Below are 15949 nucleotides of genomic sequence, written 5' to 3' on the forward strand. Positions count from 1 at the left end.
CTGCCTTCAACTTTAATTTTTATAGCACTATCCCCTTTATCAATAAGGTCTATCGCCTTTTTTTACCACTTTTTTCCTTGGGCTTAGTTGCAGCAGGCGTGCGCCGTGAAGACTTGCCACCGGGTGCGGCAGGCTTCGGCGCGCGCGCCAGTGGCTCAGATATCTTGTGGCTGCGTCGCCCGGGTGGCAGGGCGTCTGAATCTGCATCAAAACCCGCCGACTGGTCATCTTCACGCAGAGACTCTTTGTCTTTGACAGGCCGAGGCGAAAGCGCTTCACCCTCTTGCACCAGCCGAAAATCAATACGCCGCCCGTCCAGGTCAACGCGGCTGACCTGCACGCGCACCCGGCTACCCAGCGCATAGCGAATGCCGGTGCGCTCGCCGCGCAGTTCTTGGCGTACCTCGTCAAAACGGAAATACTCGCCGCCCAGTTCGGTGATGTGCACCAGGCCTTCCACGTACATCGCGTCCAGCGTGATGAACAAGCCAAAACTGGTGACCGAACTGACCACGCCAGAGAACTCTTCACCGAGATGCTCGCGCATGTACTTGCACTTGAGCCAGGCCTCCACGTCGCGGCTGGCTTCGTCGGCGCGGCGCTCGTTGGCACTGCAATGCAGTCCGGCCGACTGCCAGGCCAACATGTCAGCACTGAGTTTGCGCGGCTTCTGGCCAGGCTCAGCCACCTTGGCGGCCAGATTCTTCTCCAACCGTTTTGACAGCTTGGCATGCGCCTCACCCGGTGTGGGCAACACCGGCAAGACATATTTGGTTTTGGCCAGAATTGCCTTGATGACCCGATGCACCAGTAAATCGGGGTAGCGCCGGATCGGGCTGGTGAAGTGGGTGTAAGCCTCAAACGCCAGACCAAAGTGGCCGTTGTTCACCGGGGTGTACATCGCCTGCTGCATGGCGCGTAGCAGCATCATGTGGATTTGGGCAGCGTCCGGGCGCTCTTTGGTAGCGTTGGCGATGGCCTGAAAGTCGCCTGGAGACGGGTTATCGCTGATGCTCAGACCAACGCCAGTCACCTTCAGGTAGTTGCGCAGCACCTCGATTTTTTCTGGCGTAGGGCCTTCGTGCACACGGTACAGGCCCGCATGCTTGCTTTGGGCAATGAAGTCGGCGCTGCACACGTTGGCCGCCAGCATGGCTTCTTCAATCAGCTTGTGGGCATCGTTGCGGGTGCGCGGCACAATTTTTTCGATGTGCCCAGCTTCGTCGCAAACAATCTGTGTCTCGACCGTCTCAAAATCCACTGCACCCCGGCGCGCGCGGGATTTGAGCAGGGCGTGGTACACGTCGTGCAGGTTGATCAAATCGTCAATGCGCTCCTTGCGTTTGAGCGCCTCCGGGCCACGCGTGTTGGCCAAAATAGCCGCCACTTCGGTGTAAGTGAAGCGCGCGTGGCTGAACATCACGGCCGGGTAGAACTGGTAGGCCGAGACCTCGCCGTCCTCTGACACCAGCATGTCGCAGACCATGCACAGGCGCTCTACATCGGGGTTCAGTGAACACAAGCCGTTGGAAAGCTTCTCGGGCAGCATCGGGATGACGCGGCGCGGGAAATACACACTGGTGGCGCGGTCATACGCGTCCACGTCGATCGCTGAACCGTTTTCCACGTAGTTGCTCACATCGGCAATGGCCACCAGCAAGCGCCAGCCAGATGTAGCCGCCCTGCCCTTACCGATCTTGGTGGGTTCGCAATAGACGGCATCGTCAAAGTCACGCGCGTCTTCGCCGTCGATGGTGACCAGCGGCACATCGGTCAGGTCCACGCGTTGGCGCTTGTCTTGCGGGCGAACTTGGTCGGGCAAGGTGCGCGATTGGGCAATACACGCCTCAGAAAACTCGTGCGGCACGCTGTACTTGCGCACCGCGATCTCAATCTCCATGCCGGGGTCGTCAATTTCGCCAAGCACTTCTTTGACGCGACCGATCGGTTGACCAAACAGTGATGGCGGCTCGGTGAGTTCCACTACCACCACCTGACCGGCCCGCGCTGCGCCTGTGGCGGCTTTAGGGATCATGATGTCCTGGCCATAACGCTTGTCTTCAGGCGCCACGATCCAGATGCCGCTCTCGTGCAGCAGGCGGCCAATAATGACTTGGCTGCCGCGCTCGACAATCTCCAGCACCCGACCTTCGGGCCTGCCCTTGCGGTCGCTGCGCACGACGCGTACTTTGACGCGATCCTTGTGCAGCACGGCGCGCATTTCGTTGGGCGGCAGATAGATATCTGACTCGCCATCGTCGCGAATAACGAAGCCATGGCCATCACGATGACCTTGAACAACTCCTTCAACTTCTTCCAGCAAGGCGCTGGTTTGCTTAATATTTTTGATATACTGCCTTTCTTTCCTGAAATGCCCAGGTGGCGGAATTGGTAGACGCACTAGTTTCAGGTACTAGCGAGTAACTTCGTGGGGGTTCGAGTCCCTTCCTGGGCACCAATATAAATGAAATTGGGTTGTTTTTAATACCAACAACCCGATGGTTTTGAATAAAAGGCCGCTGTGACAACAGTGGCCTTTTTGTTTGGGAAAAGGCTGTCAACGTGTGCGTCAAAACGGTTGGGCAACGAGGTCGTGGCCTTGAGCCTGAACAATTCTCGCCTTGGTGAATTCGCCCACCTTGAGTGTTTTGCTGATTTTCTCGGGTGCCAACAAGCGCACCACACCATCAATCTCAGGCGCATCCGCATAAGAGCGGCCCAAGCCACCTTTTTTACCGAGGCCCGGCGCCTGGTCCACCAGAATCTGCAGGGTGGCACCCACTTGCTGCTGGAGTTTGGCGGCGGACAATTCCTCGGCAACTGCCATGAACGCGGCACGACGCTCTTCACGCACCGCCGCGGGCAACATGCCTGGCAAATCGTTGGCAGCAGCGCCTTTGACAGGGCTGTACGCAAAACAACCGGCGCGGTCAATTTTTGCTGCCCGCATGAAATTCAGCAGATGCGCAAACTCGTCTTCCGTCTCGCCCGGAAAACCCGCAATGAAAGTGCTGCGAATGACGATATCGGGGCAGGCCTCGCGCCAGCGCTGGATCCGCTCGAGATTTTTTTCGCCACTGGCGGGGCGTTTCATGCGTTTGAGCACGTCCGGGTGGCTGTGTTGAAACGGTACGTCCAGATACGGCAACACCAGACCAGAAGCCATCAGTGGCAGGATGTCGTCCACGCTCGGGTACGGGTACACATAGTGCAAACGCACCCAGGCACCATAAGTTTGCGCCATCTCGCCCAGCGTTTGCGTCAGCTCAAACAGCCGTGTCTTGATCGGCTTGCCATTCCAGAACCCGGTGCGGTACTGCACATCCACCCCATAGGCCGAGGTATCTTGGCTGATTACCAGTAACTCTTTAACGCCGCCTTCAAACAGTGCCTGCGCTTCTTTGAGCACATCGCCAATCGGCCTTGACACCAGATCGCCCCGCATGGAGGGAATGATGCAAAAGGTGCAGCGGTGGTTGCAACCTTCGCTGATCTTGATGTAGGCGTAATGCCTGGGTGTCAGTTTGATGCCCGCGCTGCCAAACGCATTGGGTACTAGGTCCATGAAGGGGTCATGTGGCTTGGGCAGGTGCGCGTGCACGGCGTCCATCACTTCCTGGGTGGCTTGCGGGCCGGTCACGGCCAGCACGCTGGGGTGCATCTGGCGCACCAGGTTACCGCCTGCATCACCTGTCTGGGCACCCAGGCAGCCGGTCACGATGACCTTGCCGTTTTCAGCCAACGCTTCGCCGATGGTGTCCAGGCTTTCCTTGACGGCGTCGTCAATGAAGCCACAGGTGTTGACGATCACCAGATCAGCGCCTTGAAAGGTCTTGACGGTTTGGTACCCCTCTGCGCTGAGTCGCGTCAGAATCAACTCGGAGTCAGTCAGTGCCTTCGCACAACCCAGGCTGACGAAACCAACTTTGGGCGCTTGCGCCCCACTCGAAGTCACACTATTCATGCGTTGATTGTTCAAATATCAGGGACTGCTTTTGATGCCAAACGCGCCCAACAACTGCCCGGTTTGCTTTTGCATCTGCTCTTGCATTTGCGCCAGCATGGTTTTCGACTGTTCCAGGCTGCCGCCCATCATGGCTTGCAGAACCGGTGGCTGCAAAGACAAATACTGCGTCCACATTTCAGGGGTAAAACCCTTGGACTGTTCTGCAAAGCGCGTCTGCACGTCGATCACCGACTGAATATTTTTTTCCAGATAACCGCCCAACATGCCCTGCATGGCGTTGCCATAAAAGCGAATCAAACTCTCAAGCACCGGCGCGGTAAACATCGGTGAACCGCTGGCTTCTGCTTCCAGAATAATCTGCAACAAAATGCTGCGGGTGATGTTTTCGCCAGTTTTGACGTCCAGCACTTCAAACGGCTCATGCTTCATCACCAGCGTTTTCACTTCAGACAGCGTGATATAGCTGGAAGTCACCGTGTCATAGAGACGCCGGTTAGGATATTTTTTGATGATGCGCTGTGGTTCTGGCGCCTGCGCTGCGGTGGCGTTATTCATGGGTCATCCTGGGGGCTGGGCTAGAGCAAGGTTAAATCACTTGGGACTGATATCGTTTTAAAGACCAACCATGGACCAGACGTCAAGATTTACCCCTGTCTGCATCCCGTTACACGCACGACGAGCGCCAGTTGAACCAGATAAACAAAAATACTAGGATTACGTCAAGGTTTGTTGACTCTGAATCTGGTCACATTCAGAAAACCTTGGTAGGCGCGATTGGACTCGAACCAACGACCCCCACCATGTCAAGGTGGTGCTCTAACCAGCTGAGCTACGCGCCTGAGGAAATCAGGAAAACCGCAAGTATAGCGTCAATATTTTGCACAACTGCCACGTATTGCCAGATTTTTCTGTCTCTACTCGCTTCATAATTGACGTTTACGTTAACGTCAACGATTTTTTTGGAGACTTTCACATGGATATCGCAGGCAAGGTTTTTATTGTGACTGGTGGCGCATCGGGTCTGGGCGAAGGCACGGCCCGTGCGCTCGCGGCCAAGTGCGCCACTGTGGTGATCGCTGACATGCAAACAGAAAAAGGGCAAGCCGTGGCCAGCGAGATTGGTGGCGCGTTTGTCAAATGCGATGTTAGCAACGAGGCAGATGCGCAGGCGGTGGTGGCCCAAGCCACCGCGCTGGGCAAGTTGATGGGGCTGGTGAACTGCGCCGGCATTGCGCCTGCCGAAAAAACTATTGGCAAGAACGGCCCGCACACGCTGGCGGGCTTTCAGAAATGCATCACCGTGAACCTGATCGGCAGCTTCAACATGATTCGTCTGTGTGCCGATGCGATGAGTAAAAACGAACCCGAGGCCACAGGCGAGCGTGGGGTGCTGATCTCTACCGCCTCAATCGCTGCCTATGACGGCCAAATGGGGCAAGCTGCCTACGCCGCGTCCAAAGGCGGCATTGTGGGTATGACGCTGCCGATTGCCCGCGATCTGGCGCGCAACGGCATCCGCAACATGACGATTGCCCCGGGTATTTTCGGCACGCCCATGTTGTTTGGCATGCCGCAAGAGGTGCAGGACGCGCTGGCCGCCAACGTGCCCTTCCCCTCCCGCCTGGGCACGCCGCAGGACTATGCCAAGCTTGCAGTCCATATTTTCGAGAACGACATGCTCAATGGCGAGGTGATCCGTCTGGACGGTGCCATCCGCCTGGCGCCGCGTTAAGCGCTTGGGGCGGCGGTCAGCGCCGCCAGCGGTTGACCACCCAACCGTGCGCTCTGGTCAGCGAGAAACGGGCATTCCTACAATCGAGCCATGTCCATCCCACATACCTTTGTTCAGGAGTTACTCGCGCGCGCCGACGTGGTGGAGATCGTTGGCCGCTATGTGCAGCTCAAAAAGGGCGGCGCCAATTTCATGGGGCTGTGCCCGTTTCACAGCGAAAAGTCGCCGTCTTTCTCGGTCAGCCCGACCAAGCAGTTCTACCACTGCTTTGGCTGCGGCAAAAGCGGAGACGCCATCAGTTTCTTGACGGAACACGCGGGCATGACTTTCGTTGAAGCAGTAGAAGATTTAGCCCAACAGTTTGGCATGCAGGTGCCCGAAGACGACGCCAGCCCGCAGGACCGCGCCCGCGCCGCCGAACAGCGACAAAAACAGCACACCCTGAACGACGTGCTGGAAAAAGCCTGCCATGCCTACCAAAAAAACCTGAAAGTCTCGCCACGGGCGGTGAGCTACTTCAAGGGCCGGGGTTTGTCGGGCGTGGTGGCCAAACAGTTTGGCCTGGGCTACGCACCCGAGGGCTGGCGCAGCCTGGCCAGTGTCTTCCCGGCCTATGACGATCCACTGCTGGTCGAAAGCGGTCTGGTGATCCTGAACGAGGAAGACGGCGGAGAAGCCAAACGCTACGACCGCTTTCGCGACCGTGTGATGTTCCCGATCCGCAACATCAAGGGTGAATGCATCGGTTTTGGTGGGCGCGTGCTGGGGGACGACAAACCCAAGTACCTCAACTCCCCCGAAACCCCGGTGTTCAGCAAAGGCCGCGAACTCTACGGCCTGTTTGAAGCCCGGGGCGCTTTGCGCGAACACGGCTACGCGCTGGTCACCGAAGGCTACATGGACGTGGTGGCGCTCGCTCAACTGGGTTTTCCCAACGCAGTGGCAACCCTGGGCACCGCCTGCACGGCTGAGCATGTGCACAAGCTGTTTCGATTTACCGATTCGGTGGTGTTCAGTTTTGATGGGGACAGCGCAGGCCGACGTGCTGCACGCAAGGCGCTGGACGCCGCCCTGCCATTGGCCAGCGATGTGCGCAGCATCAAGTTCCTCTTTTTGCCGCCCGAGCACGACCCCGACAGCTTTATCCGCGAACATGGCAAGGAGGCATTTGCCCGCTATGTCAGCGAAGCCGTGCCCTTGAGCCGCTTTTTGCTGGACGCTGCCCGTGACGGCTGTGATCTGCACACCGCCGAGGGGCGCTCGCACCTGTCCAGCAATGCCAAACCGCTGTGGGAGTTGTTGCCGGCTGGTGCCCTGAAGCAGCAGTTGCTGACTGAGATCGCCGATCTGGTGCAACTCTCCAGCCGCGAACTCACCGACGTGTGGTACCCGGCACAAACCAAAGCCAAGTCGCAACGCGCACGCAGGGAAAACTATCAAAATGATAGTGACTACCGCAACAAGGACGGTGGCTACAGCCCTAAATCATATAAATCCAAAAGCAATCCACGCCCCATCGGCAATAGCCGCCTGCCCGCCAGCCGCGCCGATCACGCCGCCCGTATCCTGCTGGACAACATGGCCGCACTCGATGCCCTGTCTGGCGAAGACCACGGCCTGCTGTGTGGCCTGGAGGCGCCTTACGGGCCGCTGTTTGCCTGGCTGGAAGCGCAGTTTCATGAGCACGGCGCGCAACCCTGGGTGGCGCTGCGCGAAGGGCTGCAAGGCCACGAGAGTGAGGCCTTTGCCTTGAAGCTGATGGCCGGCCATGAACTGGGTGTGGACGACGACGCGGCTGAAGCGGCCAACGAATTGCGCCGGTTGCTCAACCTGATGTTGATTGACCAGCTCAAAGTGGCAGAGACCGAGGCGCTTGAAGCCTCCAAGGCCGATCCCTCTGCGCTGCAGCGTTACCGAGAATTTCTGATCAGACGCAAGGCCTTGAAACCTGCGGCATAGGCACCATCTCAGAAGCTCACACCGCCGAAAAGGTATAATCCGGCGCTTTCGCTCAGGCAAGCGCGACAGCAGCACCTCCGGACCCGGCCAACATGATGCGTACAGATGCATCTGGTCACTTTGCCGCAAGGACTGCATACCAAATGTTCGCCCACCCGTCTTGCCGGACATTGCCCATTTTTTGCGATGTTTTTCCAGCCGCTGGTCCGCCCGCAGCGTTTCACTTTCTTCGTTTTAAGGTTTCTACATGCCTGCTTCCAAGTCAAAGACGCCTGCCGCACCTGCAGCCAAGACCAGCGCTGTCAAAAAAACAGCCAGCAAACCTACTACACCGAAAGAGCCCGTCGTGCCCGTATCCAAGTCCAAAGTCAAAGCTGTCGTTGAAGAAATCAAGGTCGAGCCTGTTGCCAAACCGGTTGTGAAGACCAAAGCCGCCAAGGCACCCAAGGCACCCAAGGCTGCCGCTGCCACAACCGCAGGCGTGCCCACCGCTGCCACCGCCGGTGCCAAGCGCGGTCGCAAACCCAAGGCTGGCAAAGATGCTGCCTCGGTCGATGACATGGACATGTCCGACATTGAGGAAGACTTGGCGGGTGAACCCGTTGCAGAAACCCCAGAAGTTGTCGAGACAGTAGAAAAAGTCAAACCCTTGCGCATGAAGATTAGCAAGGCCAAAGAGCGCGCCTTGATGAAAGAATTTGGCCTGGACGAGACCGTCCTGTCAGAAGAAGAAGTCGTCAAACGCCGCCTGAGCCTCAAAGCCCTGCTCAAGCTCGGCAAAACACGCGGCTACCTGACCCACGGCGAAATTTCCGATCACCTGCCCGACAAGCTGGTGGATGCGGAAACCCTAGAAGTGGTGATCTCAATGCTCAATGACATGGGTGTCGCCGTCTACGAGCACACGCCGGATGCCGAAACGCTGTTGTTGAACCAGAACGGCCCCACCGCTGCCACCGAAGAAGAAGCTGAGGAAGAAGCCGAAGCGGCGCTGTCCACGGTGGACAGCGAGTTTGGCCGCACCACCGACCCGGTGCGCATGTACATGCGCGAGATGGGCACGGTCGAGTTGCTCACCCGCGAGGGCGAGATCGAGATTGCCAAGCGCATCGAAGGCGGCCTGATGGCGATGATGGAAGCTATTTCCGCCTCGCCCGCCACCATTGAGGTCATCCTGGCGCTTGGCGAAGACATCCGCAGTGACAAGGTGGTGATCACCACCATCGTTGACGGTTTCACCAACCCCAACGAGGCCGACGACTATGTGGCCGAAGAAGACTTTGACGAATTTGACGCGGACGACGACGACGACGGCAAGGGTGGCTCAAAAGCGCTGACGAAAAAGCTTGAAGAATTGAAAAAAGAAGCCATGAGCCGCTTCGATCGGATGCGCGATTATTTCGGTCAGATCCACACCATCAACGACAAGGAAGGCTACGGCAGCCCTAGCTACCTGAAGACCCAGCGCGCCTTGTCCGATGAGCTGATGTCGATCCGCTTCACCGCCAAGACCATCGAAAAACTCTGCGACATGGTGCGTGGCCAGGTCGATGACGTGCGCAAGAAAGAACGCGAACTGCGCCGCATCATCGTGGACAAATGCGGCTACCCGCAAGCCAGTTTCATTGCCGACTTCAGCGGTCGTGACAAGCACCACAACAAGGTGGCCAGCCATTTGCTCGACCAGAAATGGATCGAGAAGCATGCGGCGACCGGCAAGCTATGGAGCGCAACCATGGGCCGCAACATTCCGCCGGTTCAGGAGTTGCAGCAGCGTCTGACGGACATGCAGGCCAAAGTGGTGGTGCCGCTGGACAAGCTCAAAGACATCAACAAGCGCATGAATGAAGGCGAATACGCCTCACGCGCCGCCAAAAAAGAAATGATCGAGGCCAACTTGCGCCTGGTCATCTCGATTGCCAAAAAGTACACCAACCGCGGCCTGCAGTTCCTGGATCTGATCCAGGAGGGCAACATTGGGCTGATGAAGGCAGTGGACAAATTTGAATACCGTCGCGGCTACAAATTCAGTACCTACGCCACCTGGTGGATACGCCAGGCGATCACTCGCTCCATTGCGGACCAGGCGCGCACCATCCGCATTCCGGTGCACATGATCGAAACCATTAACAAGATGAACCGCATCAGCCGCCAGCACCTGCAGGAATTTGGTTACGAGCCCGATGCCTCCGTGTTGGCCGAGCGCATGGAAATCCCCGAGGACAAGATCCGCAAGATCATGAAAATCGCCAAGGAACCCATTTCGATGGAAACCCCGATTGGCGACGATGACGACAGCCACTTAGGTGACTTCATCGAAGACGGTGCTAACACCGCGCCGATGGAAGCGGCCATGCAAGCCGGCCTGCGCGATGTGGTCAAAGACATCCTCGACAGCCTGACCCCGCGCGAAGCCAAAGTGCTGCGCATGCGTTTTGGTATCGAGATGACCAACGACCACACGCTCGAAGAAGTCGGCAAACAATTTGACGTGACGCGTGAACGCATCCGCCAGATTGAGGCTAAGGCGCTGCGCAAGCTCAAACACCCCAGCCGCTCCGACAAGCTGCGCAGCTTTACTGACAACCTGTAAAGCGTCTGCAGTCACAAGCCACAAAGTGCATCAACACGGCGCTGTGGCTCAGTTCAGGCGACTACACGTCGACCCATTTTTTAAATTTTTCTGATTTTTTTCAATGAAGGAGTTACCCATGCACACATTCGAAGCCAAAAACCTGATGCAAGGCATTAACGAGCACTTGGGCCCGTTTCGCAAAACCCAAAGCGAAACCATGCTGGGATTCGGCCAGATGGCCAAAGCGGCCATGGCTGAAGGCGCTGTGAGTGCCAAGCAAAAGGAACTGATTGCGCTGGCCATTGGCATCACCTCGCATTGCGGGGGTTGCATCGCCTTTCACATCAAGGCACTGCAGCGCTTGGGTTGCACCCGCGCCGAGTTCGAGGAAACTTTGAACGTGTGCATTTACATGGCAGGCGGCCCCGGACTGATGATGGTGGCAGACGCTCTGAGCGCCTGGGACGAGATCACCGGCCCGGCTGCCTGAGCTTGAAGTCGGTCGCCTAAAAACCGCCTGCCGCATCGCACCGGGCAAGAGCCAAGTCTCTTGCCATCAAGCACAAAAAGAGCTTCTAGCCCTTATAAAATAAGGATTAGAAGCTCTTTTATTTGTAGCAATGAGATCGCTTTTACAGCACCCGACTCACGCGCTGCGGCTTAAAGCCCAGGTCGGCGAGCTTGCCTTTACGGCCACGCACCGCGCGGGCATTGTTCAGGCTGCGGATCTCCAGGGTTTCCTCGCGCGGTTTGCCGCTTCTGCCCAGCCCTTCGATGCTGACGCTGCGGATGTAGGCGCAAGCCCCCGCCAGCGTGTCTTTGTCTTCCAGGTCAATCAGCATCAGGCCACGCCCGCCGTTGGGCATGGTGCGCAACTCACTGAGCTCAAAGCTCAGAATGCGCCCACCGGTTGACGCACAGGCCACATGGCTGGCTGCGGGCAGCGGCACCGAGCCAGCGTCGCAAACCACCACCGAAGGCGCGCACAGGGTTTCGCCCGCATTGACCGTCACAAATGCCTTGCCCGCCTTGAACTTGGATGTCATCTGCTCGACCGTTGCCATGAAGCCATAGCCGCCCGAACTGCACAGCAGCAAGCTGGCACTGGCTGGACCGGCAAAGTAGTAGAGCAGTTGTGTCCCGGCCTCCAGCTCGATCAGGCTGGTGATGGGTTGACCGTCGCCGCGGCCACCGGGCAGCAGTGACAGCGGCACCGAATACACCCGTCCGTTGGAGCCAAAGGCCAGCAGGGTGTCCACGGTGCGGCATTCAAAGCTGCCGTACAGCGCGTCGCCGGCCTTGAAGGTGAAGTCGGCAGGTGTGGCGCTGCTGGTGCCATTGGTTGCGGCTGCGGCGACCTTGTCCTTGGCCCAGCCTTTTTGCGCACGCACCCAGCCTTTTTGACTGACGACCACGGTGACGGGCTCGTCCACCACTTTGACTTCAAGAACCACTTTCTTTTCAGCCTGGATCAACGTGCGGCGCGGGTCGGCAAAGGTTTTGGCATCAAGCTCGATTTCCTTGATCATCAGGCGGCGCAATGTGGCCGGGCTGCCCAGAATCTCTTCCAGCTTTTGCCGCTCAGTGCGCAGCGTGCTAAGTTCCTGCTCAATCTTGATGGCTTCCAGCCGGGCCAATTGGCGCAGGCGGATTTCGAGAATGTCTTCAGCTTGGGCGGAGGACAGCTTGAAGCGCTCGATCAGCGCCGCCTTCGGGTCGTCCGCCTGGCGGATGATGGCGATCACCTCGTCAATATTGAGCAGCACCAGCGCCCGGCCCTCCAGGATGTGGATGCGCTCCAGCACCTTGTTCAGCCGATGGCGCGAACGCCGCTCAATGGTGGTTTGGCGAAACGCAATCCACTCGGTGAACATCTGGCGCAGCGACTTTTGCGTGGGCCGGCCATCCAGACCGATCATGGTCAGGTTGATTGGGCTGCTGGTCTCCAGGCTGGTATGGGCCAGCAGTGTATTGATCAGCTCCTGCTGGCTGATGCGGCTGGTTTTGGGCTCACACACCAAGCGCACAGCCGCGTCCTTGCTGGACTCGTCGCGCACGCCGTCCAGCACCGACAGCAGCGTGGCCTTGAGCTGGTTTTGCTCCAGGCTCAAGGCCTTCTTGCCCGCCTTCACCTTGGGGTTGCTGATGTCTTCGATTTCTTCGAGCACGCGCTGGGTGCTGACGCCGGGCGGCAATTCGGTCACCACCAGTTGCCACTGGCCGCGCGCCAGGTCTTCAATCTTCCAGCGCGCACGGCATTTGAGGGAGCCGCGACCGCTGCGGTAGGCATCGGCAATGTCGCCCGCGCTGCTGATGATCTGGCCGCCGCCGGGGTAGTCCGGGCCGGGCACCAACGCGAACAACTCGTCTTCAGTGAGCGTGGGTGACTTGATCAGCGCCACGCAGGCATCGGCCACTTCGCGCAGGTTGTGGCTGGGGATTTCAGTGGCCAAACCGACTGCAATGCCGCTGGCACCGTTAAGCAGCGCAAACGGCAGGCGTGCGGGTAACCGGCGCGGTTCTTCGGTTGAGCCATCGTAATTGGGGGTGAAATCGACCGTGCCTTCGTCGATTTCGTCGAGCAGCAGGCTGGTGATTTTCGCCAGCCGTGCTTCGGTGTAACGCATGGCAGCAGCACCGTCGCCGTCCCGGGAGCCAAAGTTGCCCTGGCCGTCAATCAGCGGGTAGCGCTGCGAAAAGTCCTGCGCCATGCGCACCAGCGCGTCATACGCGGCGCTGTCGCCGTGCGGGTGGTAGCGCCCCAGCACATCGCCCACCACGCGCGCACACTTGACCGGCTTGGCGCCGACGTTGCCATTGGTCCCGCCAAAGCCCAGGCCCATGCGCGACATGGCGTAAAGAATGCGCCGCTGCACCGGCTTTTGGCCGTCGCACACATCGGGCAAGGCGCGGCCCTTGACCACGCTCAGGGCGTACTCAAGGTAGGCGCGCTGGGCATAGCTGGCCAGATTCAGCTCGTCGTCACTGCCTGGTTCTGAAGGCGTCAGCAAATCAATGATGGGTTGGTCGGTCATAAGTCAGTCGATTGAATTTTTTTGAATAGTTGGGGCTAGACGCTGCTTCGGTGACGGTCGTCAGTTAGCGAGTTGCTGTCGGTGTACTTCTGAATGTTCTTTGTCTGGTGGCCTGTTGGTCAGCGCTACGCCGCAAGGGGTATGGGGGCTTTCTCATACTGGAGTACCAGAAATCGTCAGCCGCCCATACCCCTTACTGCTTCGAGTGTGTGGTGGGCATAGTCTCAATGCACTGAAGGCACGACCCGAAAAACATGCTTGAAGTGCCTGCGCTGGAAGGTGCTGGTCTTTGGAAACTATTAAATGTCTTGGCTTTAGAGGCACGTCGCAAACCGATCGTCGCGCAGTGGCCGGATTTGGCGGGCGACAATTTCTGGTACCCCAGTATGCGGAGCCCGCCAAATCCGGCCGCTGTGCAGCGCACACCAAAACCGTACCCAAGCGTTCCAGCAGCTCAAGCAACGCGAAAAGCACCACCCTCTCAAACATCAAACGCCACCCAGCCAAAACAAAATTTCATATAAGAAATAAGCCTCTAGCCCTTATGCAATAAGCGCAAGCAGCTATAAAAATAGAAGCTAAATATCCACCTCTACTGAATCCCCATGCAGTTCCATCAACTCGCGCCGGGCAGCGGCTTCCCCCTTGCCCATCAGTTTGGTCATCAGCGCCGAGGTCTGCGCAAAATCTATCGCACCCAAGTGCACTGGCAGCAAACGGCGGGTGTCGGGGTTCAGCGTGGTGTCCCACAACTGCTCGGCGTTCATCTCACCCAGGCCCTTGAAGCGGCTGATGCTCCAGGCGCCCTCGCGCACACCTTCCTTGCGCAGTTTGTCCAGAATCGCCGTCAACTCACCGTCATCCAGCGCATAGGCCTTGGACGCGGGCTTCTTGCCACGCGCCGGCGCGTCCACCCGAAACAGCGGCGGACGCGCCACAAAAATGTGCCCCGCATCCACCAGCTTGGGAAAGTGTTTGAAAAATAGCGTGAGCAGCAGCACCTGAATGTGCGAGCCATCCACATCAGCATCACTCAGGATACAAATCTTGCCGTAACGCAGGCCGCTCAGGTCGGGCGTGTCATTGGGGCCATGCGGGTCCACACCGATAGCCACAGAAATATCGTGAATTTCGTTGTTGGCAAACAGCCGGTCGCGCTCGACCTCCCAGGTGTTGAGCACTTTGCCGCGCAACGGCAGCACCGCCTGGCTTTCCTTGTTGCGACCCATCTTGGCGCTGCCACCGGCGGAGTCGCCTTCTACCAGAAACACCTCGTTCTCGGTGATGTCGCGGCTTTCGCAGTCGGTCAGCTTGCCTGGCAACACCGCCACACCCGAGCCCTTGCGCTTTTCGACCTTCTGGCCGGCTTTCTGACGGCTTTGCGCGGCTTTGATAGCGAGTTCGGCCAGTTTTTTGCCGTGCTCCACGTTCTGGTTCAGCCACAACTCCAGCGCTGGGCGCACAAAGCTCGACACCAGCCGCACCGCGTCACGCGAATTGAGGCGCTCCTTGATCTGGCCCTGAAACTGCGGGTCCAGCACCTTGGTGGACAGCACATAGCTGGCGCGCGCAAACACATCATCGGGCAACAGCTTGACGCCTTTGGGCAGCAGCGAATGGAGTTCCACAAAACTTTTCACCGCCGTAAACAGCCCGTCACGCAGACCGGACTCATGCGTGCCGCCCGCGGTGGTGGGAATCAGGTTGACATAGCTTTCCCGCACTGGCTGGCCGTCTTCGGTGAAGGCCACGCACCAGGCAGCGCCTTCTCCGTCGGCAAAACTGTCGTGCTGGGCATCGGCAAAACCTTCGCCTTCCAGCACCGGAATGATCGGCTCACCCGCCAGGGTTTGCGTCAGGTAGTCACGCAGGCCGCCCTTGAACACCCAGGTTTGGGCTTCTTTGGTCTTTTCCTGTAGCAGCGACACCGTCACACCAGGCATCAGCACCGCCTTGCTGCGCAGCAGGTGTTCCAAATGGGCCATCGGCAAGGTCATCGACTCGAAATATTTGGCGTCTGGCCAGACGCGCACCAGCGTGCCGCTACGGCGCTCGCCGTCGCCTGCAGGGCGCACGGTCAGGGGCTCAATCACATCACCGCCCGAAAACACCAGCCGCGCCACCTGGTTTTCACGGTAAGTGGTGGCTTCGAGCCGGGTGCTCAACGCGTTGGTCACACTCACACCCACGCCATGCAAGCCGCCAGAAAAGCTGTAGGCACCGCCCTTGCCCTTGTCAAACTTGCCACCGGCGTGCAACTGGGTAAACACCAGTTCGATCACCGGCGCGTTCTCGGTCGGGTGCAGGCCAAACGGGATGCCGCGGCCATCGTCTTCGATGCTGACTGAGCCATCAACGTGCACCGTCACCTTGATTTTTTTGCCATGACCAGCCAGGGCTTCATCGGCGGCGTTGTCGAGCACTTCCTGGATGATGTGCATCGGGTTATCAGTGCGGGTGTACATGCCCGGGCGCTGTTTGACGGGCTCCAGCCCTTTCAACACGCGGATCGAGCCTTCAGAGTATTCGAGATTGGGTTTGGTTGCCATGGCGGGCGATTGTAGTGACGGGCCGCTTTTTCACTGGATGCAACCCCAGTTAACCAAAGAAAATAGGCGTGCCAGCCAGCTCGGAGCCGCCCAACCATCCCTGCAAACACCGTCCTGATCACCATCCCTTGC

The 15949-nt window shown here is 58.4% G+C and carries 9 protein-coding genes and 2 tRNA genes; 5 read left to right on the forward strand and 6 right to left on the reverse strand.

The features are described 5' to 3' along the window. Nucleotides 1–49 precede the first annotated feature (49 nt). Nucleotides 50–2323, reverse strand: a complete 2274-nt coding sequence (gene rnr, locus BLL52_RS16015) for a ribonuclease R (protein ID WP_241839218.1) — start codon at nt 2321–2323, stop codon at nt 50–52. A gap of 50 nt (nt 2324–2373) precedes the next feature. Here rnr and BLL52_RS16020 point away from each other — a divergent pair. After that, nucleotides 2374–2458: transfer RNA gene (locus BLL52_RS16020), tRNA-Leu, on the forward strand. Nucleotides 2459–2569: 111 nt separating this feature from the next. On the opposite strand, the gene rimO is transcribed toward BLL52_RS16020, so the two are convergent. The 3 genes from rimO to BLL52_RS16035 all read right to left on the reverse strand — a co-directional run bounded on the left by rimO (nt 2570) and on the right by BLL52_RS16035 (nt 4806). Beyond that, nucleotides 2570–3964: a 30S ribosomal protein S12 methylthiotransferase RimO gene (gene rimO, locus BLL52_RS16025; protein ID WP_075587647.1), complete on the reverse strand. Its 1395-nt coding sequence runs from the start codon at nt 3962–3964 to the stop codon at nt 2570–2572. 18 nt (nt 3965–3982) lie between these two features. Further along, the gene (phaR, locus tag BLL52_RS16030; RefSeq protein WP_075587648.1) at nt 3983–4522 is read right to left on the reverse strand and encodes a polyhydroxyalkanoate synthesis repressor PhaR; all 540 of its coding nucleotides are present in this window, start codon (nt 4520–4522) and stop codon (nt 3983–3985) included. Between the two features lie 207 nt (nt 4523–4729). Then, nucleotides 4730–4806: transfer RNA gene (locus BLL52_RS16035), tRNA-Val, on the reverse strand. A gap of 134 nt (nt 4807–4940) precedes the next feature. Between BLL52_RS16035 and BLL52_RS16040 the strand changes: the two genes are divergently transcribed. From BLL52_RS16040 to BLL52_RS16055, 4 genes are all read left to right on the forward strand, one after another. Then, nucleotides 4941–5699 carry a 3-hydroxyacyl-CoA dehydrogenase gene (locus BLL52_RS16040; RefSeq protein WP_075587649.1) on the forward strand — a complete coding sequence of 253 codons (759 nt, stop codon included), beginning with the start codon at nt 4941–4943 and terminating at the stop codon, nt 5697–5699. A 90-nt stretch (nt 5700–5789) separates the two neighbouring features. Then, the gene (gene dnaG / locus BLL52_RS16045) at nt 5790–7658 is read left to right on the forward strand and encodes a DNA primase (RefSeq protein WP_075587650.1); all 1869 of its coding nucleotides are present in this window, start codon (nt 5790–5792) and stop codon (nt 7656–7658) included. Nucleotides 7659–7905: 247 nt separating this feature from the next. Continuing rightward, on the forward strand, nt 7906–10251 hold the full coding sequence (gene rpoD, locus BLL52_RS16050; RefSeq protein ID WP_075587651.1) for an RNA polymerase sigma factor RpoD: 2346 nt from the start codon (nt 7906–7908) through the stop codon (nt 10249–10251). Between the two features lie 118 nt (nt 10252–10369). After that, the gene (locus tag BLL52_RS16055) at nt 10370–10723 is read left to right on the forward strand and encodes a carboxymuconolactone decarboxylase family protein (RefSeq protein WP_075587652.1); all 354 of its coding nucleotides are present in this window, start codon (nt 10370–10372) and stop codon (nt 10721–10723) included. 142 nt (nt 10724–10865) lie between these two features. Here the strand turns inward: BLL52_RS16055 and parC are convergent, their stop codons facing one another. Next, entirely contained in the window at nt 10866–13268 is a 2403-nt protein-coding gene (gene parC, locus BLL52_RS16060) for a DNA topoisomerase IV subunit A (RefSeq protein ID WP_075587653.1), read from the reverse strand. A gap of 578 nt (nt 13269–13846) precedes the next feature. Continuing rightward, on the reverse strand, nt 13847–15817 hold the full coding sequence (locus BLL52_RS16065) for a DNA topoisomerase IV subunit B (RefSeq protein ID WP_075587654.1): 1971 nt from the start codon (nt 15815–15817) through the stop codon (nt 13847–13849). Between the last annotated feature and the right edge of the window lie 132 nt (nt 15818–15949).

The sequence above is a fragment of the Rhodoferax antarcticus ANT.BR genome (assembly GCF_001938565.1).
GTDB classification, from domain to species: Bacteria; Pseudomonadota; Gammaproteobacteria; order Burkholderiales; family Burkholderiaceae_C; genus Rhodoferax; species Rhodoferax antarcticus.

Bases quoted from the DNA above. Each gene is read 5' to 3' on its own strand.
- rimO (WP_075587647.1), bottom strand. From the start codon at position 3,964: ATGAATAGTGTGACTTCGAGTGGGGCGCAAGCGCCCAAAGTTGGTTTC.
- phaR (WP_075587648.1), bottom strand. From the start codon at position 4,522: ATGAATAACGCCACCGCAGCGCAGGCGCCAGAACCACAGCGCATCATC.
- BLL52_RS16040 (WP_075587649.1), top strand. From the start codon at position 4,941: ATGGATATCGCAGGCAAGGTTTTTATTGTGACTGGTGGCGCATCGGGT.
- dnaG (WP_075587650.1), top strand. From the start codon at position 5,790: ATGTCCATCCCACATACCTTTGTTCAGGAGTTACTCGCGCGCGCCGAC.
- rpoD (WP_075587651.1), top strand. From the start codon at position 7,906: ATGCCTGCTTCCAAGTCAAAGACGCCTGCCGCACCTGCAGCCAAGACC.
- BLL52_RS16055 (WP_075587652.1), top strand. From the start codon at position 10,370: ATGCACACATTCGAAGCCAAAAACCTGATGCAAGGCATTAACGAGCAC.
- parC (WP_075587653.1), bottom strand. From the start codon at position 13,268: ATGACCGACCAACCCATCATTGATTTGCTGACGCCTTCAGAACCAGGC.
- BLL52_RS16065 (WP_075587654.1), bottom strand. From the start codon at position 15,817: ATGGCAACCAAACCCAATCTCGAATACTCTGAAGGCTCGATCCGCGTG.